Consider the following 22875-nt stretch of genomic DNA (forward strand, 5'->3'; position numbering starts at 1 on the left):
CTCGACAGCGTGAGCAGGCTCCAGGTCGTCAGCGGCAAGGGCGGTACCGGTAAGACGACGGTCGCCGCCGCCCTCGCCCTCGCCCTCGCGACGGAGGGGAAGCGGACCCTCCTCGTCGAGGTCGAAGGCAGGCAGGGCATCGCACAGGTCTTCGAGACGGAAGCCCTTCCGTACGAGGAGCGCAAGATCGCCGTCGCGCCGGGCGGCGGCGAGGTGTACGCGCTGGCGATCGACGCCGAGCGCGCGCTCCTCGACTACCTCCAGATGTTCTACAAACTGGGCGGTGCGGGGCGGGCCCTGAAGAAGCTCGGCGCGATCGACTTCGCGACGACGATAGCGCCAGGCGTCCGGGACGTGCTGCTGACCGGCAAGGCCTGCGAGGCGGTCCGGCGGCGGGAGAAGGACGGCCGCCCCGCCTACGACCACGTGGTCATGGACGCGCCGCCCACCGGCCGCATCACCCGCTTCCTCAACGTGAACGACGAGGTCGCGGGCCTGGCCAGGATCGGCCCGATACACAACCAGGCGCAGGCCGTCATGCGGGTCCTCAAGTCCCCCGAGACGGCGGTGCACTTGGTGACCCTCCTGGAGGAGATGCCGGTCCAGGAGACCGCGGACGGCATCGCGGAGCTGAGGGCCGCCGAACTGCCGGTGGGCAGGGTCGTGGTGAACATGGTCCGCCCGCACGTCCTGGACGAGGCGGCGGTACGGGCCGCCTCCGGCGACCACAGGGACGCGATCGCGCGGACCCTGGCCTCCGTCGGCGTCACGGGCGGCGCGGGTCTCGTCGAGCCGCTCCTCGACCAGGCGGCCGAGCACGCGCGGCGGGTGGAGCTGGAGCGGACGCAGCGCGCGGTCCTGGACGGCGTCGGCGTCCCCTCGTACGAACTCCCCTTCCTCGGGGACGGGGCGGACATCGCCGGGCTCTACCGGCTGGCGAAGGAACTGCGAAAGCAAGGGGTGGGCGCATGACGGAGAAAGCAGGCGCCGGGGCGGACACCGCCGAGCCCGGTGCCGACGCGGCCGGTGCGGAGGCGGTCTCCGTCGCGGACGTGTCCGGGCCCGGCTCCGACCACGGCCCCGACACCGACGCCGACGCCGAAGACCACCGGCCCGACACCGAAGACCACGGGACCGAGGCCGACCCCGGGCTCGATCGCGTGCCCGGGCTCGAACTCGACCCGCTGCTCGACGATCGCGGCACCCGGATCATCGTCTGCTGCGGCGCGGGCGGGGTCGGCAAGACGACCACGGCGGCGGCCCTCGGCGTGCGGGCGGCGGAGCGGGGCCGGCGGGTCGTCGTCCTCACCATCGACCCGGCGCGCCGGCTCGCCCAGTCCATGGGCATCGACTCCCTCGACAACACGCCCCGCAAGGTCGACGGAATCAAGGGCTCCGACGGCGGCGAACTGCACGCCATGATGCTGGACATGAAGCGGACCTTCGACGAGATCGTCGAGGCTCACGCGGATCCCGAGCGGGCGCGGGCGATCCTGGAGAATCCCTTCTACCAGTCCCTGTCGGCCGGATTCGCCGGTACGCAGGAGTACATGGCGATGGAGAAGCTGGGCCAGCTCCGGGCCCGTGACGAGTGGGACCTGATCGTCGTCGACACCCCACCGTCCCGGTCCGCGCTCGACTTCCTGGACGCGCCGAAGCGGCTCGGGTCCTTCCTCGACGGGAAGTTCATCAAGCTGCTCATGGCCCCGGCGAAGGTGGGCGGCCGGGCCGGGATGAAGTTCCTCAACGTCGGCATGTCGATGATGACGGGGACCCTGGGGAAGCTGCTCGGGGGTCAGTTCCTCAAGGACGTGCAGACGTTCGTGGCGGCGATGGACACGATGTTCGGAGGTTTCCGGACCCGCGCGGACGCCACGTACAAGCTGCTCCAGGCGCCGGGCACGGCCTTCCTCGTGGTGGCCACGCCGGAGCGGGACGCGCTGCGCGAGGCCGCGTACTTCGTGGAGCGGCTGGCCGCCGAGGAGATGCCGCTGGCCGGTCTCGTCCTCAACCGCGTCCACGGCAGCGGCGCCGCACGGCTGTCGGCCGAGCGGGCGCGGGCCGCCGCGGAAAATCTTGACGAGGGGCGCATTGTGGATCAGGGGGGCGGGAAGGCTGGACTGCGTGGCTCCCCGGCCACCGAAGCAGCGCCCGAGCCCGATCCCGAGCCCGAGTCGAACGATCTCGCCACCGCCGCCGCACACCCCGTACCCGAGGCTGCCCCCACAGCCGGACCGGCACAGGAAACAGACGTACGTCACCTCACCGCGGGACTTCTGCGCCTGCATGCCGAGCGCATGCGGGTGCTCGCGCGTGAGCAGCACACGCGTGACCGCTTCACCGCGCTCCACCCTGAAGTGGCGGTGGCCGAAGTGGCCGCCCTGCCCGGCGATGTGCACGACCTCGCCGGGCTGCGGGCCATCGGTGACCGGCTCACGGCGGGGCGGACGCCCTCGGCCTGAGCCGTCTCGCGTACGAGTACCCGTATCCGTACTCGTACCCGTGCTCGTACCTGTGTCGCGTACGCGCGTCTCGTACCCGTGTCGCGTACGCGTCGGGGCTAGCCGACCGCGGCGTACGCCTCGTACGTCGCGTCGTCCTCGATCGCCACGGGCAGCAGGCCCGCTCCCCGCTCGTACTCCGTGCGCGCGGTCTCCAGGAGCCGGCGCCACGAGGTGACGGTCGGCCTGCGGCGCAGCAGGGCACGGCGCTCGCGCTCCGTCATGCCGCCCCACACGCCGAACTCCACGCGGTTGTCGAGGGCGTCGGCGAGGCACTCGGTCCGCACCGGGCATCCGGTGCACACCGCCTTTGCCCTGTTCTGTGCCGCTCCCTGCACGAAAAGTTCATCCGGATCGGTAGTGCGGCAGGCCGCCTGCGCACTCCAGTCAGCTACCCAGCCCATACCGGCGCCGTCCTCTCCCGAATCGAGGCTCCCCCACGGCGGCAGCGGCATATTCACCGCTGCCAGTTGGGACGTTACGGAAGGTGGGCACAGCGCAACACCCCCTTCGGGCCCAATCTTGAATGGTCCGAACGGACTATGCGTGCGCGTCAGATCACCCAGGGGAGTGATCGAAGGACATGCGTGTGATAGCGGACATATCGCGCAGACATGCCCTTCTTCGGTGATGCCACTTCGGGCACCGTGTGACGCATGAGCCGGAATCGGACACGAGCTTCCCGTGTTTCGGGGTCACGGGAATTCATACCGATGTCACGCACGGGTCTTGATGCGAGACCACACTGCTGTGACAGTTGGGAGCAGCTTAGGCCAAGGCATATACGTGTGTCCGGCGAATGAGAACGTAGGCACCTCACGTTGCCATGCCGTCAGGTCAGGCCGCGTGAGTGGTGAGGTCAGGCGCCTTCGTCGTCGAACAGGGCCTCTCCGATTTCGACGAGTTCATCGTCGGTCAGCTGCGGCAGGCTCCAGTTCCGGCTTCGGGCATGCTGGACGAACCGCTCGTCCAGGCTGACGTGGTAGCGCTCGACGTAGTGGGCGAGGTCCGAGTACCAGAACCACTGGCCGTCGGTGAGGCAGGACAGGCCGCCGATCAGCTCGTGCTCCGGGCTGAGGACGTCGTGAACCCTGGTCCCGGTGACAGCAAGGACCGCCCCTTCGCGCAGGTAGCGCGCGAGGGACTGCTCGTCCTGGTCTCCTTCGTCACGTGCGGCAGCGTGAAGCGAGGGCCCGTCAGGCCGGCCGTGCCCGAGTTCCCGGAACCTGCCGACGAAACGGTCCGAGACGGAGGGCTGGCTGCTGCTCATGTCTCGGGAGCCTAGCCACCCGGCCCGTAGATCCCCCTGCCCTTTCCGAGGGCCGGGACTACGCAGCCTGCGCTGCGTCCTCGATCCCCACCGGGAAGACGGCTGACTCGTCGAAGCACTGTCCGTGCTGGAGGCAGTGGTAGAGCTGTCCGATCATGCGGTTGAAGAGGTTGCGCTGGGCAGCCGCGTGCCGGTTGCCTTGCTCGCGGCGGCGCCGGTAGTGGGCGTTGGCCCAGGCGGACGCCCGCCTTGCAGCCGGCCGCGTCGTCTCTTAATAGGCATCGATGCCGGGTGAGTCATAGGCGTGCGTCCAGCGCCGTCGGGCGCCAACACCTTTCGTGGTGGCGGCCACGGAGACGCCGAGCGCCAGCCACCGCTCTGTGCCGAGGCATGCCGGCCCGGGGGTTCCAAGGCATTCGCCCGGCGTCCACGTGACCGCCACCACTCGCACCGGACCGCGCACCGATCCACGTTGAGGCCTCCGTGGGCCCGGCTGCACCTGGATGTCACGGTCTGGTACTCGAACGCTCCGAGAAGCCCCTGCTCCTGCGGATCGCTCATAACTACGGATTAGGCTGCCCCCATGGCAAAGAAGCGCTCGGGCGGTGGTCTGACCGGGACCCAGCAGGCCGCCAAGTTCCTCGGTGTCAGTGTGCTCGCCGGAGCCGTGCTGGCGGGCATCGCCCTGCCCGCGGCCGGTGCACTCGGGCTGGCCGCGAAGGGGACGGTGGAGGGGTTCGACGAGATCCCCTCCAACCTGAAGACCCCACCGCTGAGTCAGCGCACCACGATCCTGGACGCCGAGGGCGGTCTCATCGCCACGGTGTACTCGCGGGACCGGAAGGTCGTGCCGATCGACAAGATCTCCCCGTACATGCAGAAGGCGATCGTCGCGATCGAGGACGGGCGCTTCTACGAGCACGGGGCGATCGACCTCAAGGGCGTGCTGCGTGCGATCAACAAGAACGCGCAGTCGGGCGGGGTCTCGGAGGGCGCGTCCACGCTGACCCAGCAGTACGTGAAGAACGTCTTCGTCGAGGAGGCCGGTGACGACCCCGAGAAGGTCGCGCAGGCCACCCAGCAGACCATCGGCCGCAAGGTCCGCGAGCTGAAGTTCGCGATCCAGGTCGAGGAGGAGCTGGGCAAGAAGAAGATCCTGGAGAACTACCTCAACATCACGTTCTTCGGGCAGCAGGCCTACGGCATCGAGGCCGCCTCCCAGCGGTACTTCTCCAAGCACGCCGCCGACCTGGACCTGGGCGAGGCGGCGATGATGGCCGGTCTCGTCCAGTCGCCGAGCCGCTACGACCCCATCAACGACATCCAGGAAGCGACCAAGCGCCGCAACATGGTCCTCCAGCGGATGGCCGATGTGAAGGACATCAGCCAGGCCGAGGCGGACGCCGCCAAGGCCAAGCCGATCAAGCTGAAGGTCAAGACGCCGAAGAACGGCTGCATCACCGCCGTCGACGGCGCCGGCTTCTTCTGCGACTACGTCCGCAAGACGATCCTCAACGACCCGACCTTCGGCAAGACGGCCGAGGAGCGGACGAAGCTGTGGAACCTGGGTGGTCTCACCATCAAGACCACGCTCGACCCGCGCGCGCAGGCCGCCGCCAACGAGGCCGCCATCGCGAAGGTCAACAAGGACGACCCGGTCGCCGCCTCGGTGGTGCAGGTCCAGCCCAAGACCGGCCGCATCCTGTCGATGGGCCAGTCCCGCCCGTACGGCCTGGACCAGAAGCAGCACCAGACGACGCTGAACCTCGCCGTCGGCAGCAAGATGGGCGGCACGACGTACGGCTTCCAGGTCGGCTCGACCTTCAAGCCGATCACGGCCGCCGCGGCGCTGGAGAAGGGCATCAGCCCGGCGACGAGCTTCAACGACCCGTCGCAGATCAACATGAACGAGAGCCAGTACACCCGCTGCGACGGCAAGCCCGCGGGTTATGCGAACTGGGAGGTGAACAATGAGATGAAGTCGGAGAAGGGCGTCTTCGACATGACGAGCGCCCTCGGCAAGTCCATCAACACCTACTTCGCCAAGCTGGAGCAGATGGCAGGCCTCTGCGAGACGCTGACGATGGCCAAGAACGTCGGCTACGAGCGCGAGCTGGGCAAGCCCCTCAAGCAGATCCCGTCCGCCACCCTCGGCAGCGCGGAGAGCACCCCGCTCGACATGGCGTCCGTCTACGCGACCTTCGCCAACCGCGGCATCTACTGCACCCCGGTCGCCATCGAGTCGATCAAGGCCGCCAACGGCGACAAGCTGAACGTGCCGCAGACCAAGTGCACGCGCGCCATGAGCGACCGGACCGCCGACACCATCAACCAGATGCTGAAGGGCGTCGTCGAGGACGGCACCGGTACGCGGGCCGGTCTCAGCGACCGCGACAACGCGGGCAAGACCGGTACGACCAACGACCGCAAGGACGCCTGGTTCGTCGGCTACACCCCGAACCTGTCCACCGCCGTCTGGGTCGGTGACGACGTCGGCGAGAAGAAGTCGATGTACGACATCACCATCGGCGGCGAGTACTACGACAAGGTCTGCGGTGGCTGCCTCCCCGGCCCGATCTGGAAGATCGCGATGACGGGCGCCCTGGACGCCGGCCAGACGCCGGGCTTCGTCCCCGTCTCCGTGCCGCGGGCCGAGAAGCCCAAGGACGAGGAGAAGGAGGGCGACGAGGGCCCGAACAAGCCCCGGAAGCCCCGCGACGCCAAGCCCGGCGGCACGACCCCGACCAACCCGATCCCCGGGGTCACGTTCCCGACGGACCTGATCGGCGGCGCGGGCGGGCACGGCAACCGCAAGCCCGGCCACTGACGCACACGTGAGAGGGCGCCCCACCGGACCGGTGGGGCGCCCTCTCGCATACGTACCGCGCGGATCGGACCGCGAGGCGGACCGGCCTGCGTGACGGGTCAGCCTGCGTGACGGGTCAGCCCGCGCGACGGATCAGCCCGCGCGACGGATCAGCCCGCGCGACGGGTCAGCCCCCGCGACGGGTCAGCCCGCGAGCAGCTTCTTCACCGCGGCGGCGACACGGCCGCCCTCGGCCTGGCCGGCCACCTTCGGGTTCACGATCTTCATGACGGCGCCCATGGCCCGCGGCCCCTCGGCGCCCGCCGCCTTCGCCTCCTCGACGGCCGCCGCGACGATGCCGTCGAGCTCCTCGTCGCTGAGCTGCTTCGGCAGGTACGCGTCGAGGACCTCGCCCTCGGCCAGCTCGCGCTCGGCGGACTCGGGGCGGCCACCCTGGGCGAAGGCGTCCGCGGCCTCGCGGCGCTTCTTCGCCTCCTTCGCGATCACCTTCTGCACCTCGTCGTCGGAGAGTTCGCGCTTGGTCTTGCCCGCGACCTCCTCCTTGTTGACGGCGGCGATGGTCATCCGCAGGGTCGAGGAACGCAGTTCGTCGCGTCCCTTGATCGCGGCGGTGAGGTCTTCCTGAAGCTTGGCCTTGAGCGTGGTCATGGGCCCAAGTGTGGCAGGTGCCCCACCCGTACCGCCCGCGCATTTCGGCTCGGCGGGTCTGCGACGATGGGGAGATGCGCGCACGGTACGGGATCCCCCTGAAGATCACGGCAGGCCTCACGGCGACGGCAGCGGCGGGAGTGGTCTACGCGGCCGGCTTCGAAGCCCGCTCCTTCCGACTCCGCCGGGTGACGGTCCCCGTCCTCCCGCGCGGCATGCGCGACCTGCGGGTCCTCCAGGTCTCCGACATCCACATGGTGAGCGGCCAGCGCAAGAAGCGGGCCTGGCTGCAGTCCCTCGCGGGGCTCCGCCCGGACTTCGTCGTCAACACCGGCGACAACCTCTCCGACACGGAGGCCGTGCCCGAGGTCCTCGACGCGCTCGGGCCGCTCATGGAGTTCCCCGGCGTGTACGTCTTCGGCTCCAACGACTACTACGGGCCGCGGCTGCGCAATCCCGCCCGCTATCTCCTCGAAAAGGTGCAGGGCAAGCACGGCCTCAACGGCAACCCGCCGGTCGTCGGCGCCGTGCACAACCCCTGGGAGGACCTCCGGGACGCCTTCGACGCGGCCGGCTGGGTCAACCTGACCAACACCCGCGGCCGGCTGAAGCTGCCGCAGGCCGAGCTCGCGTTCACCGGCCTGGACGACCCGCACATCAAGCGCGACCGGTACGAGCGGGTGGCCGGCGGCCCCGACGGGACGGCCGACTTCTCGGTGGGCGTCGTGCACGCCCCGTACCTGCGCGCGCTCGACGCCTTCACGGCCGACGGGTACGAGCTGCTCCTCGCCGGGCACACCCACGGCGGCCAGCTGTGCGTCCCCTTCTACGGGGCGCTCGTCACCAACTGCGACCTGGACACGGACCGGGTCAAGGGCCTCTCCACGCACACGGTCGACGGCCGGACCTCCTACCTCCACGTCTCGGCGGGCTGCGGCACCAACCGGTACACCCCGGTCCGCTTCGCCTGCCCGCCCGAGGTCACCCTGCTCACCCTGACGGCGCGTGCCTGAACACTTACGGTGGGGGCATGATCACGCCTCGTTCCGCGGCCGTGCCGGCCCCCGCCGTCATGCCCCCCACTCACCGCCGCCCCTGGGCGGCCGCCTTCCGCGGCCTGATCGCCCTGTCCGCGGCGGCGGGCATCGTCATCGAGTGCGCGTACGGAGACGTGCTCGTCGTCCTGAGCTTCTTCACCATCTGGTCGAACATCCTGGTCGCCGTCGTCCTCGGCCGGGGCGCCGTCCACGCCTGGACCCGCCGCCCGCCGCTGCCCGCGCTGTGGACCGGCGGCGTCCTGCTCTGCATCTCCGTCGTCGGCCTCGTCTTCCACCTGGTCCTCGACAACGAGGCGAGCGAGTTCAACCAGGCCGCCGAGATCGCCCGCCTGACCGGCGCGAAGGCCGTCGCCAACCAGCTCCTCCACACCGTGACCCCGATCGGCACGGCCCTGGACTTCCTGCTCCTCACGGCGCCCGGCGCCCTCCGGTGGCGCCACGCGGCCCAGTGGCTCGCGGCCTCGGGCCTCTACTTCGCCTTCGCCCTGGTCCGCGGCGAGCTGATCTCCCCCGACGCGCCGACCCGCTACACGTACCCGTTCCTCGACGTCACCGTCCACGGCTACGGAGGCGTCCTGGTCAACGCCGTCGTGCTCGGCGCGGCCTTCTACGTCCTCGGCCTCGCGATCGTCGGCCTGGACCGCATCCGACCCGCGCCGAGGCCCCGCGAATACCGGATTTCGTCTGAGCGCGCGCGTGGGCTAAAGTAATCGATGTCGCCGGGAAGTGAAGAACAAACCAGCGACATCGGGGTGTAGCGCAGCTTGGCAGCGCGCTTCGTTCGGGACGAAGAGGTCGTGGGTTCAAATCCCGCCACCCCGACAGCCGCAAGACCCTCAGGGGCCTGATCCGCGAAAGCGGGTCGGGCCCCTGAGGCGTTTCCGGGAGGTCCGCGGGGCGCCCCAGGGAGATCTGCGGGGGCGACCCCGGGAGGTCCGCGGGCGCCCCAGGGAGATTTGCGGGGGTGCCCCCTGGCCGTCGCTCCCGTCACCGCGGCCGGCTGGGTCAGGCCCCGGGACGCGGGAGCGGTGCTGCGTACCGTCCGTTCCGGGTGCGCGACCGAGATCGCCGGTCTCGCGTCTCCGGAACAGGGCGCGCAGGACCGGCGGGGGTTTCCGAGCAGTGGGCCTAGATCACCGGGGGGCGGCCCAGGCGGGTCATGTGGAGGACCGTGGTCCAGCGCATCGGGGTGCGGGGGCCGCAGGAGCGGCGGACGCCCTCCGCGAAGCCGCCGAACCAGGCCTTGAGGCCCGGCAGGGAGCGGGTGCGGGCCAGGGTCAGGAGGGTCCAGACGCCCAGGTAGACGGGGACGAGGAGGGCCGGGAGATTGCGCTTGGCCAGCCAGACTCGGTTGCGGGCGGTCATCCGGTAGTAGACGGCGTGCCGGGCCGGGCTGGTCTTCGGGTGCTGGAGCAGCAGCTTCGGCTCGTAGATGACCTTCCAGCCGGCGTCCAGGGCGCGCCAGGCGAGGTCGGTCTCCTCGTGGGTGAAGAAGAAGTCCTCCGGCCAGCCGCCGATCTCGTCCAGCATGCGCATCGACAGGCCGTGGCCGCCGCCGAGGAAGGTGGTGACCTCGCCGCCGCGCAGCGGGTCCTTCGCGCCGAGGCGCGGGACGTGCCGGCGCTGCGTCTCGCCCGTCTCGTCGGCGATGCGGAACGACACGACGCCGAGGGTCGGGTCCCCGTCGTACAGATCCGCCAGGCGGCGGAAGACGTCCTTGTCGACGAGGAGGCCGTCGTCGTCGAGGTCGACCACGACGTCGACGTCGCCGAAGGCCCGCAGCGTCTCGATCGCGACGTTGCGGCCGCCCGAGACGCCTCTGTTCTCGGGGAGTTCGACCCCCGTCACGCCCTCGGGCAGGGCCGGGAGCGACCCGGTGCCGTTGCCGACGACGACGATCCGGGCGGCGGGCTCGTCCTGTCCCGCCACGGCGTCGAGCAGCGCCCGCAGCTCGGCGGGGCGCGTGCCCATCGTCAGTACCGCCACACCTACACGCGGTCGCGCCACGACCCACTCCGTCTCATCGCCCATGTCCACCGAACTCGCTCCGGGCCGCGATGCTAACCGGCCGGGGACACCTTCCGTTCACCCGGACCACGGGTGTCGTGCACCGGTGGGAGGCGTGGAGGGGGGCGCGCGGCGAGGGGCGGGGGCGGGCGGCTCTACGCTGGTGCCCTTCCGTCATGTTGATCGATCGTCGAAAGGGTGGTCTCCAGGTGCTGGTCGCGGACCGATATCGGCTTCATGTGTGTATCGGCCGGGGCGGCATGGGCGAGGTGTGGCAGGCCACCGACGAGGTCCTGGGCCGGGCCGTGGCCGTGAAGCTGATGCTGGCCCAGGCGACCGACCCGTCCGCCGGCGACCGCTTCCGCCTGGAGGCGCAGACCGCCGCGCGGCTGAGCCACCCGCATGTGGTGGGCGTCTTCGACTTCGGCACGTGGGACGAGAAGCTGTTCCTGGTCATGGAGTTGGTGGAGGGCGACAGCCTCCAGGGGAGCCCCTCCGAGCCGATGGTCCTGCCCGCCGAGCGGGTCGCGGTGGTCGCCGCGCACGCCGCCGCCGGGCTCGCGGCCGCGCACCGACAGGGCGTGGTGCACCGGGACATCAAGCCGGGGAACCTGCTGGTCGACGCCGAGGGCACGGTGAAGCTGGCCGACTTCGGCATCGCGCGGTTCGTCGACGACCCCTCGGCCGCGCTCACGACGACGGGTCAGATCGTGGGCACGGGGCTCTACCTCGCGCCCGAGCGGGCCCTCGGGCAGCCCGCGTCGCCCGCCTCCGACGTGTACTCGTTGGGCTGCGTCCTGTACCAACTCCTCACCGGGAGACCGCCGTTCCGCGCGGACACGGCAACGGCCCTGCTGTACCAGCACATCGACACCCCGCCGGTGCCGCCGAGCCGGCTCGGCGCGCTGCTGCCGCCCGACTTCGAGACGTACCTGCTGAGTCTGCTCGCCAAGCAGCCGGAGCAGCGGCCCTCCGCGCAGGCGATCGCGGACTGGTTCTCCTCCGGCGCCTGGCGTGGGACCGGATACCCCGGGGCCGCTCCGGTCCGTCCCCAGGCCCCCCAGGCCCCCCAGATGCCTCAGACGGCCCACACGTCCCATACTCCCCATCAGCCCGCCGGGCACGCCCCGGGCCAGGCCCACGCGCCCCGTCAGCCCGCCGGGCACGCCCCCATGCCGATGCCCGCACCCGTGCACACGCCCGCGCCGACCCCGCCGCCGATGAACCGGCCGCCGGTGACCCGGCCCGCGCCCGCCGCCCGGCGGCGCCAGAGCCAGCCGAGCACCGGTGCCGCGCTCGCGGAGCTCTCCCGGCGCCGTCCGCGCAAGACGGCCGCGGTGGCCGGGGCCATCGCCTTCGTGGTCTTCCTGATCATCGGGATGGCCTGGCTGTCCTAGGGCCTGTCTGACCATTCGCGTCGGATCAGGCCGGGGCGTCCGGTGCGTGCGATCGGCGTGCGGCCGGGACGCCCTCGTAGCGGAGCTACTTGGGCGTTTCGGCCGTGCGGCGAGCGTGCGTGCCGGGCGGGCCGGACCCGACGGGAATGGCCAGACAGGCCCTAAGGGCCTCGCGCCCGCTCAGTACAGCCTCGGCGCCATCACGTGCGGCTCCTCGTCCCCCTCCGTGAGCAGCAGGCAGCGCGGTACGCCGGGCCCCGGGGTCGCGCGTACCGTCACCGGCGTCGGCGGGTCGGTGGGCAGCTCGATCGCGAGGGCGACCGGCCGGTCGTCGCGGGTCGTGGCGTGACCGGTCTCCTTGCCGTCGACGAGGACCTCGACGACCGGGGTGTGCCCGGTCTGGACCGTCGCGGAGACCGAGTGCCCGAGGTAGTCGATGTGGAAGTGGTGGCGTGCCCTCATGGGCCACCTCCGAACCGCAGGAGTGGGGCGCGTACCGCCGGAGGAGGACGCGTACCTCAAGACTAGGCACGGTCCCGCGGTCCCGCCGCTCCGAAGTGCGGTCGTAGTACCCCGGTGTTCAGATGGACCGGTACGCCGATCACCGCCCGCGCGGAACGGAGCACCTGGCACATGAGCGACGCCCTGCCCTCCTTCGAGGACACGACCGACTTCGACAACGCCGACCGGGGCTTCCTCGGGGCGCTCGTCCCCGGTGTGGTGACGGCCTCCGACGGCCGCGTGGTCTGGGACAACGACGCCTACGACTTCCTCAAGGCGGAGTGCCCGGACACCGCGCACCCCAGTCTGTGGCGGCAGGGGCAGCTCTCCGCGCGCCAGGGCCTGTACGAGGTCACCGACGGCATCTACCAGGTCCGCGGCCTCGACATCTCCAACATGACGCTCGTCGAGGGCGAGCGCGGGGTGATCGTCATCGATCCGCTGATCTCCGTGGAGACGGCGGCCGCCGCCCTCGCGCTCTACAAGGAGCACCGCGGCGACCGGCCGGTCACCGGCGTGATCTACACCCACTCGCACGGCGACCACTTCGGCGGGGTCCGCGGCGTCCTCCCGCACGGCACCGAGGAGGGCGTCCCGATCCTCGCCCCCGCCGGCTTCCTGGAGCACGCGGTCAGCGAGAACGTGTACGCGGGCACCGCGATGACCCGCCGGGCGAGCTACATGTACGGCGTCGGCCTCCCGAAGGCCCCCGACGGCCAGATCGGCGTGGGCCTCGGCCAGGGCACCTCCACCGGCACCATCAGCCTGATCCCGCCGACCGTGGACATCACGGAGACCGGGCAGCAGGAGACGGTCGACGGGGTGCGGATCGTGTTCCAGCTGACGCCGGGCACCGAGGCCCCGTCCGAGATGAACTTCCTCTTCCCCGACCACCGTGCCCTGTGCCTGGCGGAGAACGCCACGCACAACATGCACAACGTGCTCACCCTGCGCGGCGCGGTCGTCCGCGACTCCCGGATCTGGGCGCACTACCTGGACGAGGCGATCGAGTACTTCAACGGCCGGTACGACGTCGCCTTCGCCTCCCACCACTGGCCCACCTGGGGCCACGACGACGTGGTGCGGTTCCTGACCCAGCAGCGCGACCTCTACGCGTACCTGCACGACCAGACCCTCCGCCTGCTCAACGAGGGGTTCACGGGCGTGGAGATCGCCGAGCGGATCGAACTGCCGCCGGCCCTGGAGAAGGCCTGGCACGCCCGCGGCTACTACGGCTCCCTCAACCACAACAGCAAGGCGGTCTACCAGCGGTACCTCGGCTGGTACGACGGCAACCCGGCCCACCTGTGGGAGCACCCGCCCGTGGAGCTCGCGCGGCGGTACGTGGACGTGGCCGGCGGCCCCGCCGAGGCCCTCGCCAAGGCCCGCGCGTACGCCGAGGGCGGCGACCCGCGCTTCGCCGCGACCCTCCTCAACCACGTCGTCTTCGCCGATCCCGGGAACGAGGAGGCGAAGCAGGCCCTCGCCGGGGTGTACGAGACGCTCGGGTACGGCTCCGAGAACGCGACCTGGCGGAACTTCTACCTGCGCGGCGCCCAGGAGCTCCGGCAGGGCGTCACGGGCGAGATGGTCGACATGACCAACCCCGAGATGGCGATGGCCCTCACCGTCCCCATGCTGATCGACTCGATCGCCATCGCGATCGACGGGCCGCGCGCCTGGGACGAGGACCTGACCATCGACCTGGTGATGCTCGACGGCGTCGCGGACGCGGGCGAGCGGCACCGGCTCACCCTGCACAACGGCGCCCTCACCCACCGGGTGGTCGCCGAGCCCCGGACGCCCGCCGGGCTGACGCTCGCCCTCGGGAAGGTCCAGCTCCTCGGCCTCCTCGCCGGGAAGGGCGTCCAGGAGCTCGGGATCGAGGCGGAGGGCGACCCGGCGCTGCTCTCCCGCCTCTTCTCGTACGTGACGAGGCCCGACGCCCGGTTCCCGATCGTCACGCCGTGACCGGCGCCGTCCCCCGGTGACTTCTGCGCCGGTCGCCCGTGACCGGGGCGGGACCTCAGAGCTCGCCCGCCAGCGCGAACAGGCCGCGCCTCGCGCCCTCCTCGTAGGCGCTCCGCAGCTCCGGGTCGACGAGCAGCGCCCCCAGGGCCTCCTCGCCACGCGCGCGCGTGACCAGGCAGTACTCCGCAGGCCGGTACGAGGTGTCGAAGACCGAGCTGCGCAACAGGTCCACCGCGCCCAGGAGATGGGCCGCCGCGTCACGGCGGCCCTCCAGCGCCCGCATCTGGGCCAGGAGTTCCGCCGCGCAGGCCGCGCCCACCGCGGAACCGAGCCGCAGATGCTCGCGCAGGGCCCTCCTGGCGTACTCCGCGGCCCGCTCCCGTTCCCCGTCCCAGGCGCCGAGTTCGGCCCGCACGTGGTACGCCCAGGCCTCGGCGCACATGTCGCGGCCCACCCAGGCCCGCCGGCTCTCGTGGTCCAGGTCCCCCTGGTCCAGGGCCTCCTGGGCGGCCTCCGGGTCGGAGCGGCACAGGGAGAGCGCGAGCCCGACCCAGCACGCCCGCCGGGTCGGCCCGAACTCCGGGTGCTCCTCCATCAGGGCGAGGGCCTCCCGGAATTCGGCCGCCGCCGCGCGCGTACGCCCCTGGTAGAGGGCGGTCGCGCCGCGCAGATGGGCCAGGAGCGCCAGGCAGCGCTCGTCGCCGTCCCGTACGGCCGCCGCCCAGGCCTGGGCGAGGAGCGGGTCGGCGTCCTCGGGGCGGCCCGACTCCAGCTCCAGGAAGGCGGCGAGCCACAGGGCGCGGGCGGGCGGCGGCCCGGGGTGCAGGTGGAGGGCGTGCCGCAGCCGGGAGCGGCCCTCGGCGATCCGCCCGCAGGCCACCCACAGGAACCACAGGGAGACCGCGATCTCGACGGACGTCTCGGCCTCGGCGCTCGGCGAGAGCGGCGCGGTCGTCGGGTCCATGGCGGCGGCCAGGTCGGGCAGTTCGCGCAGCGCGAGGTCCCGGGCGTCGAGCTGCCGGCCCCGCTGCCACCAGTCGGCGGCCCGCCGGGCCACCTTCACGCACCACCTGCGGTGGTGCAGGAGGACGGCCCAGCGGTCGCCGCGCGCGGTGAGCCGGCGGGCGCCGACGGCCCGCATCGGGTGCGGCATCCAGTAGCGGGGCAGGCCGTCCTCGCCGTCGAAGAGGTCGTCGACGGGGAGGAGGGCGAGGGGTGCGAGCCGGTCGAGGACCTGCTGGATCCGTCCGGCGGGCAGCGTGCCGGAGGCGCAGACCTCGCGGACGGCCTCCCGGCCGAAGGCGCCCTCGAAGACGGAGAGGCGCTCCCACAGGAGCTGTTCGGCGGGGCCGCAGCTCTCGTAGCCGCGCTCGGCCGCGGCGATCTGGTCAAGACCGACCGTCTCGCCCCACAGCAGTTCGGTCTCCGGTGGTTCTCCTGCCCACATGTGCTCCGGCCCCCGTGTCGGTTCTCCGCCCTTCTCCTGTGACATAGGACGGATTCAATGGAAATCGGCAGGCTTCGCGGCTTGAATGCCTGTGCCCCGGTCCACATCCTGGGGCCTTCCCGTGCCCGGACCCAGGGTTTCCCCGGGATCGACCAAGGAGGCACATGCATACCAGGGAATCCGTCCTGGGGGAGTCGGATCTGGCACTGATCCACGCACTGCAGATAGCGCCGCGCGCCAGCTGGACCCAGCTCTCCGGCGTGCTCGCCGTGAGCCCGGACACCCTCGCCCGGCGCTGGGAGGCCCTCACCGCCGGGGGGTACGCCTGGAGTTCGATGCTCGCCGCCCGCCGCGGCACGGAGGCCACCCTGTACGCGTGGGTGGAGCTGGAGTGCGTCGCCGGAGCCGCCGAGACCACCGCGACCGAGGTCGCGGGCGACCCGTACACCCTCGGCGTCCACCAGGTGACCGGCGACGCCGATCTGATCCTGCTCGTCAACTGCCCGGACCTGTACGCCCTCGACGGCTACCTCGCCGGGCGGGTGCGGCGGCTCCCCGGGGTGCTCAGGGCCCGCACGCAGGTCGTCACCCAGCTGCACAACCGCCCGTACCGTTCGCGGATCGAGCAGCTCACCCCGGGGCAGGTGCAGCACCTCACCGAGATCACCGGCGGCGACCGGCGGACCCGGTCCCCCGCGCGCGCGTACCCGCCCGTCACGGAGCTCGACCAGCGGATCGTCGCGGAGCTGGCGGGGGACGCCCGGCGCAGCGCCGCCGAGCTGGCCCGGCAGTGCGGCACGAGCGAGTCGACCGTACGCCGCAGGCTGGACGCCCTCGGCGCGGCCGGCGGCTTCCACCACCACTGCCTGCCCGCCCCGCGCTTCTCCGGCCGGCCCGTGTGGGCGCTGGTCACCGCGGACGTACCGCCCCTGGACGTGACCGAGTCGGTGGTCTCGCTCGGCCGGCTGCGCCAGACCCGGGTGGTCACCTCGGTCACCGGGCCGCACAACCTGGCGCTCGCCATGTGGCTCCGTACCGTCGAGGAGCTCCACGACGTGACGGCGGCGCTCGTGCGGGCCGCGCCGGCGCTGCGGATCACCGGCACCGCGGTCTCCCTGCGCACCCACAAGATCGGCGCGCAGGTCCTCGGCCCGGACGGCCGCCGCACCCACCACATAAGGCCCGCGACCACCCCCTGACAGGGCGCCGGGGGCGTGTTCTGATGAGGGGCATGGAGTTCGCCGTGTTCGTGACGCTGCCCGGCCTGGTCATCCTGCTGACCGTGATCGCCTTCGCCGACCAGTTCCTCCGCATGACCGGACGCGGCAAGCGCACCGGGCAGGTCTCCTCGACGGGCTTCGAGCAGCTGCACGCGACCTTCTCGCCGGGCAAGCAGAACGAGCTCAAGGAGCGGCAGAGCGCCCTGGTACTGCGCGACGACGAGGAGGACGGCGCGCCGCCGCGCCACTCGACGGTGGACCTCGGCGGCGGACGGGCCGTCATCAGGATCAAGCGCTGACCGGGATCAGGATCGAGCGCTGACCGGGATCAGGCCGGGCGCTGACCGGGATCAGGCCGGGCGGGACGCCTTGATCGAGTACATCAGCGGGATGCGGGGGCGGTCCGCCGGGAAGCGGTAGTAGCCGTCCTCGTGCCGCTGGAGGGACCCGTAGCGGGGGAAGAGCGAGGCGTCGTGCTCGTGCAGGAACTCGATGCGCAGACCCGCCTTCGCGAGGGCCGTGACGACCTCGCCGACCGGGTGCACCCACTCCACGCTGCGGTTGTGGACGGTGACGGCGTCGAGGTCGGCGTACGTCCCCGGGGTGGTGTCCACCCACGGGTCGCGGACGAAGTAGTCGTGCACGACCCGGCTGCCGGTCTCGTCGTCGAGCGAGTCGGTCAGCGGATGGAACTCGGCCACGTAGAGGAAGCCGCCCGGGGCGACGAGCGAGGCGGCGGTCTCCGCCCAGCGGTCGAGGTCGGGCAGCCAGCACAGTGCCCCGGTGCCGGTGTAGACGATGTCGTACGAGCTGTCCGGGACGGCCTCGGCCGCGTCGTACGCGTCGGCGGCGACGAACGCGGCCCGCTCCTGCGAGAGGCCCAGGTCGACGGCGAGCGCACGGGCGGTCTCGACGGCCGGCTCGGAGAAGTCCAGGCCGACGACGTGGGAGGCGCCGTGCCGGGCCCAGGAGAGGGTGTCCAGGCCGATGTGGCACTGGAGGTGCAGCAGGGAGCGGCCGGTGACGTCGCCGACCTCCGCGAGCTCGAAGTCCCGTAGGGCGTCCTTGCCCGCGCGGAAGGCGTCCAGGTCGTAGAACTCGCTGGCGGCGTGGATCGGGACGCGCTCGTCCCACTTCGCGCGGTTGGCCTCGCGCCAGTCCTCGGGCGTCGGAGAGTACATGTCGGCGAGGTTATCCACAGGCTGCGGAGGGCGCGACCCGTTTGTCGGCGGTGCGGAGCATGATGGATGCCATGACTACCGAGAGCAAGCACATCGACACCCCCGTCTGGGAGCAGCGCTTCCGGGCGCCCCGTGTCTCCCTGCCCGAATGGGCCGAGGAGGCCCCGGACCGCTCACTGTTCGTGTCCAACGCGACCGGGACGTACGAGTTGTACGCCTGGGACCGGGCGAGCGGCGAGCAGCGGCAGGTCACGGACCGGCCGAACGGGACGACGGACGGCACGCTGTCGCCGGACGGCGCCTCGATCTGGTGGTTCGCGGACACCGACGGGGACGAGTTCGGGGTGTGGATGCGCCAGCCGTTCGCGGGCGGCGAGGACGAGCCGGCCGTGCCCGGCCTGGCCCCGTCCTACCCTGCCGGGCTCGCCATCGGCCGGGAGGGCACGCTCGTGGTGGGCCGCTCCACGGACGAGGACGGCTCGACGGTCCATCTCGTACGGCCGGGTGCCGACACCCCGGTCGAGATCTACCGGCACCGGGAGTCGGCCGGCGTCGGCGACCTGTCGTACGACGGCTCGCTGATCGCGATCGAGCACACCGAGCACGGCGACGCGATGCACTCGGCGCTGCGCGTGCTGCGCGCCTCGGACGCGGGCGTGGTGGCCGAGCTCGACGACACCAAGGGCGGCACGGAGGAGCTGGGGCTCACGGTCCTCGGCTTCGCGCCGCTGGCCGGGGACACCCGGCTGCTCGTCGGCCACCAGCGGCGCGGCCGCTGGGAGCCGATGCTGTGGGACGTGGCGACGGGCGCCGAGACGGACCTGCGGCTCGATCTGCCGGGCGACGTGTCGGCGGAGTGGTACCCGGACGGCTCGGGGCTGCTGATCGTGCACGGCTTCGAGGCCCGCAGCGAGCTGTGGCGGTACGAGATCGCGACCGGCGCCCTGGTACGGGTGGAGACCCCGGCCGGTTCGGTGTCGAGCGCGACGGCCCGGCCCGACGGGTCCGTGGAGTACCTGTGGTCCTCGGCCGCCGAGCCGCCGGTGGTGCGCTCCACGGCCGGCGGCGTCGTCCTGGACCCGCCGGGCCCGAAGGCGCCGCCGTCGGTGCCGGTGGAGGACGTGTGGGTGGAGGGGCCCGGCGGCAGGGTCCACGCGCTCGTGCAGCGCCCGGCGGAGGGCGAGGGGCCCTTCCCGACGGTCTTCGAGGTGCACGGCGGGCCCACCTGGCACGACAGCGACGCCTTCGCCTCGGGGCCGGCGGCCTGGGTGGACCACGGGTACGCGGTGGTGCGGGTCAACTACCGGGGCTCCACGGGGTACGGCCGGGAGTGGACGGACGCGCTGAAGCACCGGGTCGGTCTGATCGAGCTGGAGGACATCGCGGCGGTCCGCGCCTGGGCGGTGGCGAGCGGCCTCGCCGACCCGGAGCGCCTGGTCCTCTCCGGCGGATCGTGGGGCGGCTATCTGACGTTGCTCGGTCTGGGCACCCAGCCGGACGACTGGGCGGTCGGTCTCGCGGCGGTGCCCGTCGCGGACTACGTCACGGCGTACGAGGACGAGATGGAGGCCCTCAAGGCGATGGACCGGACGCTCCTGGGCGGGTCCCCGGAGGAGGTGCCCGAGCGGTACGCGGCCTCGTCGCCGCTGACGTACGTGGACGCGGTGAAGGCCCCGGTGCACCTGACGGCCGGCGTCAACGACCCGCGCTGCCCGATCCGCCAGATCGACAACTACGTCGACCGGCTCGCGGCCCGGGGCGCGGTCCACGAGGTGTACCGGTACGACGCGGGCCACGGCTCGCTCGTGGTGGAGGAGCGGATCAAGCAGGTCGCCCTGGACCTGGACTTCGCGGCGAGACACCTGGGGACCCGGGCTGCGGGGGCCTGAGTCCGCTTGCGTACCGTGGGGGGCGTGTACCGGTTCCTGATGACGCCCCGCTGGTGGGGGATCAACGTCTTCGTCCTCCTCGCGATCCCGTTCTGCGTGTTCATGGGGACGTGGCAGCTCGGCAAGTTCGAGGACCGCGTCGAGTCCCACCGGGAGGCCGAGGAGCGGCCCGCCGCGAGCTCGCTGAAGGCCGAGGCGCTGGACTCGCTGCTGCCGGTCGACAAGGAGACCTCGGGCCGCTCGGCCCGGGCGCGCGGCCGGTTCGAGGAGCAGTTCCTCGTGCCGGACCGCGAGCTGGACGGCCGGACCGGCTCGTACGTGCTGACGCTCCTGAAGACCGACGGCGGCCGGTCGCTGCCGGTGGTCCGGGGCTGGCTCCCCACGGGCGCGAAGGCCCCCGCCCCGCCGTCCGGCGAGGTGACGGTGGTGGGTGCCCTCCAGGCCTCGGAGAACCCGGGCACGAAGGGCGTCCACACGGCGGGCGGGCTGCCGGAGGGGCAGCTCGGGATGATCAGTGCGGCGTCCCTGGTGAACGTGGTCACGGACGACGTCTACGACGCCTGGATCACCCTCGCGGACTCCCCCGCCGGGCTCACGCCGGTCCCGGCGGCGGCCGCGGCGGGCACGGGTCTGGACGCGAAGGCCTTCCAGAACCTCGGCTACACGGCGGAGTGGTTCGTCTTCGCGGGCTTCGTCGTCTTCATGTGGTTCCGCCTCGTCCGCCGCGAGGTGGAGGCCTCCCGCGACGAGGCACTGGGCCTGTAGGACTCCCCGGTCCCACAGGCCGTCCGGCAGTGCCTCAGGAGGCGGACAGGACTCCGGTGCGGTAGATGGTGCCGGCGCAGGCGTTCGGGATGACGGCCGAGGCCGTGGGGCCGCCCGGCGCCGCGGTGTGGTGGACGACGACGCTGCCGTCCGCCGGGGCGCCGTCCTCGTGGACCAGCTGGGGTGCCGCGCCTGCGCCCTCCTCGGAGCCCGTGCCGGCGCCCGGTCCGGTGCCGGTGCCGCCGGAGTCGGCGCCCGCGCTCGGGGTGGGGTTGCCCGTGTCGCCCGTCGGGGTGGCCGTCGGGGTCGGCGTGGCCGGGGGCTCGGTCGGGGTGGTCGGCGTGGGGGTCGGGGTGGTGCCGGTCGTCGGGCAGGTCTCGCTCGGCACCCAGACGAACTTCACCTCGTAGCTGCCCTTCGGCTTCAGGACGAGCGCGGAGGCCTCCTGCGAGGGGTCGGGCAGTCCGCTGCCGCCGTCCCCCGCGGTGTGCCGGACCACCGAGATCAGCGCCGGGTCGGCCGCCCCGCGGGCCTCGAAGCCGACGACGCCCGCGTCGTCCACGGCGCAGTTCTGTCCGGAGGCGTTGGCGATGCGGAAGGTGCCGTGGACCTTGCCCTCGGTGTCGGCCCCTTCGGCTCCCTCCCGGGTGACGACGAGCTGGTCGGCGGTGCACCGCGGGGCGGAGTCGGGGCCGGCGCCGAGCGTCGCCCGCGGGTCGCCGCCGGAGGCGTCGGCTCCGGGGCGGGGCGGCTTGCCGGAGGTGCCGTCGGCCGCGCCGGGGCTGGGCGAGACGGTGCTCGCGGGGGTCGTGGAGCTCTTGCCGCCCTCGATGCCGGTCTCGGTGCCGGTGCCGCCCTGGGCCTGCTCGCCGTGGCCGGCGTTCACGGGGTGGGCGGCGGAGACGCCGCCGGACGCGGCGACGTGCACGAAGGCGGGGACTGCGGTGCCGATGAGGACGGCGGCGGCCGCGGCGCCGACGACGGCCTGCCGCTTGCGGGCGCGCCGCGCGGGCACGGCCCGGCGCAGGTGCTCGAGCGAGCCGGGAGAGGGCTCCATGCCGGCCACGGCGTCCTGGAACAGCCGCCGCAGCGCGAGCTCGTCGTCGCCCTCGCCGGGCCCGGGCTCGATCTTCACCATGCGCTGTCCACTCAGCTCGTCACGTACATCCAGGGCGTCAGGCTGCTTCTCACCGGCGTCGCCGTCCTCGCGCGCCGTCTCGGCGGCATGCCTCTCGGGGACGTCGTCGCCGTCACGGTTCTCGTGGGCCACGCCGTCCCCGCCGGGTGCCTCGCTCATGTCGTCGCTCCCATCGCGACGCGCAGCGCCGCGATGCCCCGCGAACCGTACGCCTTCACCGAGCCCAGGGAGATCCCGAGCGTCTCGGCGACCTGGACCTCGGTCATGTCGGAGAAGTACCGCAGGGCGAGCACCTCGCGCTGGCGCCGCTGGAGGCCGCGCATCGCCTTGATCAGGTCCTCGCGCTCCAGCTGCTCGTACGCCCCCTCCTCCGCACTGGCCATGTCCGGCATCGGCTTGGACAGCAGCTTCAGGCCGAGGATGCGGCGGCGCAGCGCGGACCGGGAGAGGTTGACCACGGTCTGGCGCAGGTAGGCGAGGGTCTTCTCGGGCTCACGGACCCGCTTGCGGGCCGAGTGGACGCGGATGAAGGCCTCCTGGACGACGTCCTCGCAGGAGGCCGTGTCGTCGAGGAGCAGCGCGGCGAGACCGAGCAGCGAGCGGTAGTGGGCCCGGTAGGTCTCGGTCAGGTGGTCGACGGTGGTGCCGGCCGCCGGGACGGCCTCGGCGCTCCTGCGGGGCGACGGGATGCCGTCGACGCCGCGCGCGTGGGATCCGGTGGGCACGGGGGCGATCACCGGCATGCCGCCGAGTGCGCGCGGGCGCCGGAGCGGACGGACCGCCGAGCCGCGCACGGGTACGACGGCACTGCTCCGCACGGGGAGCACCGCCGTGCCGCCGCCGCGCAGCGGGGCGATGGTCGCGATGTCGAGTACCTCTGCCACGCCTGTTGGACACGCTTCCCCCCGACAGGGTTGTACGCGTACGCCACCCTTTTCGACGGTGAGTTGTTCGTCCTCATGCGTAACCGTTCTCCCCCGATGCCCCGCTTCCGGCGTGTCCCGCGCCACACGGTCGTGGGTGCACGCAGAGACGCGCCCCGCCCAACTCTGGTT

General features: G+C 72.2%; 20 protein-coding genes, 1 tRNA gene and 1 pseudogene. 12 read left to right on the top strand and 10 right to left on the bottom strand.

From position 1 onward, the window contains the following. Positions 1-9: 9 nt before the first annotated feature. Both bagA and bagB read left to right on the top strand, forming a co-directional pair. Positions 10-972, top strand: a complete 963-nt coding sequence (bagA, locus tag SVTN_RS17380; protein ID WP_041129923.1) for an ATPase BagA — start codon at positions 10-12, stop codon at positions 970-972. After that, the gene (gene bagB / locus SVTN_RS17385) at positions 969-2462 is read left to right on the top strand and encodes an ATPase BagB (RefSeq protein ID WP_245727566.1); all 1494 of its coding nucleotides are present in this window, start codon (positions 969-971) and stop codon (positions 2460-2462) included. The genes bagA and bagB overlap by 4 nt, the downstream gene beginning before the upstream one ends. A 98-nt stretch (positions 2463-2560) precedes the next feature. Here the strand turns inward: bagB and SVTN_RS17390 are convergent, their stop codons facing one another. The 3 genes and pseudogenes from SVTN_RS17390 to SVTN_RS44805 all read right to left on the bottom strand — a co-directional run. Continuing rightward, on the bottom strand, positions 2561-2905 hold the full coding sequence (locus tag SVTN_RS17390; RefSeq protein ID WP_015034550.1) for a WhiB family transcriptional regulator: 345 nt from the start codon (positions 2903-2905) through the stop codon (positions 2561-2563). A gap of 455 nt (positions 2906-3360) precedes the next feature. Beyond that, positions 3361-3771: a hypothetical protein gene (locus SVTN_RS17395; protein ID WP_041129924.1), complete on the bottom strand. Its 411-nt coding sequence runs from the start codon at positions 3769-3771 to the stop codon at positions 3361-3363. A gap of 58 nt (positions 3772-3829) precedes the next feature. Then, positions 3830-4027, bottom strand: a pseudogene (locus SVTN_RS44805) (IS110 family transposase); the annotation flags it as partial. 327 nt (positions 4028-4354) lie between these two features. On the opposite strand from SVTN_RS44805, the gene SVTN_RS17400 reads away from it, so the two are divergent. Further along, complete coding sequence (locus SVTN_RS17400; protein ID WP_041129925.1) at positions 4355-6598, top strand: transglycosylase domain-containing protein; 2244 nt, start codon at positions 4355-4357, stop codon at positions 6596-6598. A gap of 183 nt (positions 6599-6781) precedes the next feature. On the opposite strand, the gene SVTN_RS17405 is transcribed toward SVTN_RS17400, so the two are convergent. Then, entirely contained in the window at positions 6782-7246 is a 465-nt protein-coding gene (locus SVTN_RS17405) for a GatB/YqeY domain-containing protein (RefSeq protein ID WP_041129926.1), read from the bottom strand. Between the two features lie 74 nt (positions 7247-7320). Here SVTN_RS17405 and SVTN_RS17410 point away from each other — a divergent pair, with 74 nt between their 5' ends. The 3 genes from SVTN_RS17410 (at position 7321) to SVTN_RS17420 (ending at position 9126) form a co-directional block, all read left to right on the top strand. After that, positions 7321-8259, top strand: coding sequence for a metallophosphoesterase (locus SVTN_RS17410; RefSeq protein ID WP_041129927.1), 939 nt, complete (start codon positions 7321-7323; stop codon positions 8257-8259). Between the two features lie 17 nt (positions 8260-8276). After that, the gene (locus tag SVTN_RS17415) at positions 8277-9014 is read left to right on the top strand and encodes a Pr6Pr family membrane protein (protein WP_041129928.1); all 738 of its coding nucleotides are present in this window, start codon (positions 8277-8279) and stop codon (positions 9012-9014) included. Between the two features lie 38 nt (positions 9015-9052). Continuing rightward, a tRNA-Pro gene (locus tag SVTN_RS17420) sits at positions 9053-9126 on the top strand. Between the two features lie 306 nt (positions 9127-9432). Here the strand turns inward: SVTN_RS17420 and SVTN_RS17425 are convergent. Next, positions 9433-10311, bottom strand: a complete 879-nt coding sequence (locus SVTN_RS17425; protein ID WP_041133991.1) for a glycosyltransferase family 2 protein — start codon at positions 10309-10311, stop codon at positions 9433-9435. Between the two features lie 209 nt (positions 10312-10520). Here SVTN_RS17425 and SVTN_RS17430 point away from each other — a divergent pair, with 209 nt between their 5' ends. Beyond that, complete coding sequence (locus SVTN_RS17430) at positions 10521-11708, top strand: serine/threonine-protein kinase (RefSeq protein ID WP_174518329.1); 1188 nt, start codon at positions 10521-10523, stop codon at positions 11706-11708. A gap of 180 nt (positions 11709-11888) precedes the next feature. Here the strand turns inward: SVTN_RS17430 and SVTN_RS17435 are convergent, their stop codons facing one another. Continuing rightward, entirely contained in the window at positions 11889-12170 is a 282-nt protein-coding gene (locus tag SVTN_RS17435) for a hypothetical protein (RefSeq protein WP_041129930.1), read from the bottom strand. Between the two features lie 171 nt (positions 12171-12341). On the opposite strand from SVTN_RS17435, the gene SVTN_RS17440 reads away from it, so the two are divergent. Then, positions 12342-14180: an alkyl/aryl-sulfatase gene (locus SVTN_RS17440; protein WP_041133992.1), complete on the top strand. Its 1839-nt coding sequence runs from the start codon at positions 12342-12344 to the stop codon at positions 14178-14180. A gap of 55 nt (positions 14181-14235) precedes the next feature. Here SVTN_RS17440 and SVTN_RS17445 read toward each other — a convergent pair whose 3' ends face one another. Next, positions 14236-15672, bottom strand: coding sequence for a tetratricopeptide repeat protein (locus SVTN_RS17445; protein ID WP_245727568.1), 1437 nt, complete (start codon positions 15670-15672; stop codon positions 14236-14238). Between the two features lie 119 nt (positions 15673-15791). Between SVTN_RS17445 and SVTN_RS17450 the strand changes: the two genes are divergently transcribed. Both SVTN_RS17450 and SVTN_RS17455 read left to right on the top strand, forming a co-directional pair. Continuing rightward, positions 15792-16826: an Lrp/AsnC family transcriptional regulator gene (locus SVTN_RS17450; protein ID WP_041129932.1), complete on the top strand. Its 1035-nt coding sequence runs from the start codon at positions 15792-15794 to the stop codon at positions 16824-16826. 32 nt (positions 16827-16858) lie between these two features. Continuing rightward, the gene (locus SVTN_RS17455) at positions 16859-17146 is read left to right on the top strand and encodes a DUF6191 domain-containing protein (RefSeq protein ID WP_041129933.1); all 288 of its coding nucleotides are present in this window, start codon (positions 16859-16861) and stop codon (positions 17144-17146) included. Positions 17147-17197: 51 nt separating this feature from the next. On the opposite strand, the gene SVTN_RS17460 is transcribed toward SVTN_RS17455, so the two are convergent. Continuing rightward, positions 17198-18028 carry a class I SAM-dependent methyltransferase gene (locus tag SVTN_RS17460; protein ID WP_041129934.1) on the bottom strand — a complete coding sequence of 277 codons (831 nt, stop codon included), beginning with the start codon at positions 18026-18028 and terminating at the stop codon, positions 17198-17200. Positions 18029-18090: 62 nt separating this feature from the next. On the opposite strand from SVTN_RS17460, the gene SVTN_RS17465 reads away from it, so the two are divergent. After that, positions 18091-19917, top strand: coding sequence for a S9 family peptidase (locus SVTN_RS17465; RefSeq protein WP_425429050.1), 1827 nt, complete (start codon positions 18091-18093; stop codon positions 19915-19917). A 24-nt stretch (positions 19918-19941) separates the two neighbouring features. Continuing rightward, a complete protein-coding gene (locus tag SVTN_RS17470) occupies positions 19942-20682 on the top strand; it encodes an SURF1 family protein (protein ID WP_041129936.1) in 741 nt (246 codons plus the stop codon). 34 nt (positions 20683-20716) lie between these two features. Here the strand turns inward: SVTN_RS17470 and SVTN_RS17475 are convergent, their stop codons facing one another. Both SVTN_RS17475 and SVTN_RS17480 read right to left on the bottom strand, forming a co-directional pair. Beyond that, entirely contained in the window at positions 20717-21979 is a 1263-nt protein-coding gene (locus SVTN_RS17475; RefSeq protein ID WP_245727570.1) for a hypothetical protein, read from the bottom strand. Next, positions 21976-22704, bottom strand: a complete 729-nt coding sequence (locus SVTN_RS17480) for a SigE family RNA polymerase sigma factor (RefSeq protein ID WP_078908392.1) — start codon at positions 22702-22704, stop codon at positions 21976-21978. Before SVTN_RS17480 ends, SVTN_RS17475 begins: the two co-directional genes overlap by 4 nt. Positions 22705-22875: the final 171 nt, after the last annotated feature.

It is taken from the genome of Streptomyces vietnamensis (genome assembly GCF_000830005.1).
Lineage (GTDB): Bacteria > Actinomycetota > Actinomycetes > Streptomycetales > Streptomycetaceae > Streptomyces > Streptomyces vietnamensis.

Coding starts and splice junctions, on each gene's coding strand:
- SVTN_RS17395 (WP_041129924.1), bottom strand. CDS start 3,771: ATGAGCAGCAGCCAGCCCTCCGTCTCGGACCGTTTCGTCGGCAGGTTC.
- SVTN_RS17465 (WP_425429050.1), top strand. CDS start 18,091: ATGGATGCCATGACTACCGAGAGCAAGCACATCGACACCCCCGTCTGG.
- SVTN_RS17415 (WP_041129928.1), top strand. CDS start 8,277: ATGATCACGCCTCGTTCCGCGGCCGTGCCGGCCCCCGCCGTCATGCCC.
- SVTN_RS17460 (WP_041129934.1), bottom strand. CDS start 18,028: ATGTACTCTCCGACGCCCGAGGACTGGCGCGAGGCCAACCGCGCGAAG.
- SVTN_RS17410 (WP_041129927.1), top strand. CDS start 7,321: ATGCGCGCACGGTACGGGATCCCCCTGAAGATCACGGCAGGCCTCACG.
- SVTN_RS17405 (WP_041129926.1), bottom strand. CDS start 7,246: ATGACCACGCTCAAGGCCAAGCTTCAGGAAGACCTCACCGCCGCGATC.
- SVTN_RS17455 (WP_041129933.1), top strand. CDS start 16,859: ATGGAGTTCGCCGTGTTCGTGACGCTGCCCGGCCTGGTCATCCTGCTG.
- SVTN_RS17435 (WP_041129930.1), bottom strand. CDS start 12,170: ATGAGGGCACGCCACCACTTCCACATCGACTACCTCGGGCACTCGGTC.
- SVTN_RS17400 (WP_041129925.1), top strand. CDS start 4,355: ATGGCAAAGAAGCGCTCGGGCGGTGGTCTGACCGGGACCCAGCAGGCC.
- SVTN_RS17475 (WP_245727570.1), bottom strand. CDS start 21,979: ATGAGCGAGGCACCCGGCGGGGACGGCGTGGCCCACGAGAACCGTGAC.
- SVTN_RS17440 (WP_041133992.1), top strand. CDS start 12,342: ATGAGCGACGCCCTGCCCTCCTTCGAGGACACGACCGACTTCGACAAC.
- SVTN_RS17450 (WP_041129932.1), top strand. CDS start 15,792: ATGCATACCAGGGAATCCGTCCTGGGGGAGTCGGATCTGGCACTGATC.
- SVTN_RS17390 (WP_015034550.1), bottom strand. CDS start 2,905: ATGGGCTGGGTAGCTGACTGGAGTGCGCAGGCGGCCTGCCGCACTACC.
- bagB (WP_245727566.1), top strand. CDS start 969: ATGACGGAGAAAGCAGGCGCCGGGGCGGACACCGCCGAGCCCGGTGCC.
- SVTN_RS17445 (WP_245727568.1), bottom strand. CDS start 15,672: ATGTCACAGGAGAAGGGCGGAGAACCGACACGGGGGCCGGAGCACATG.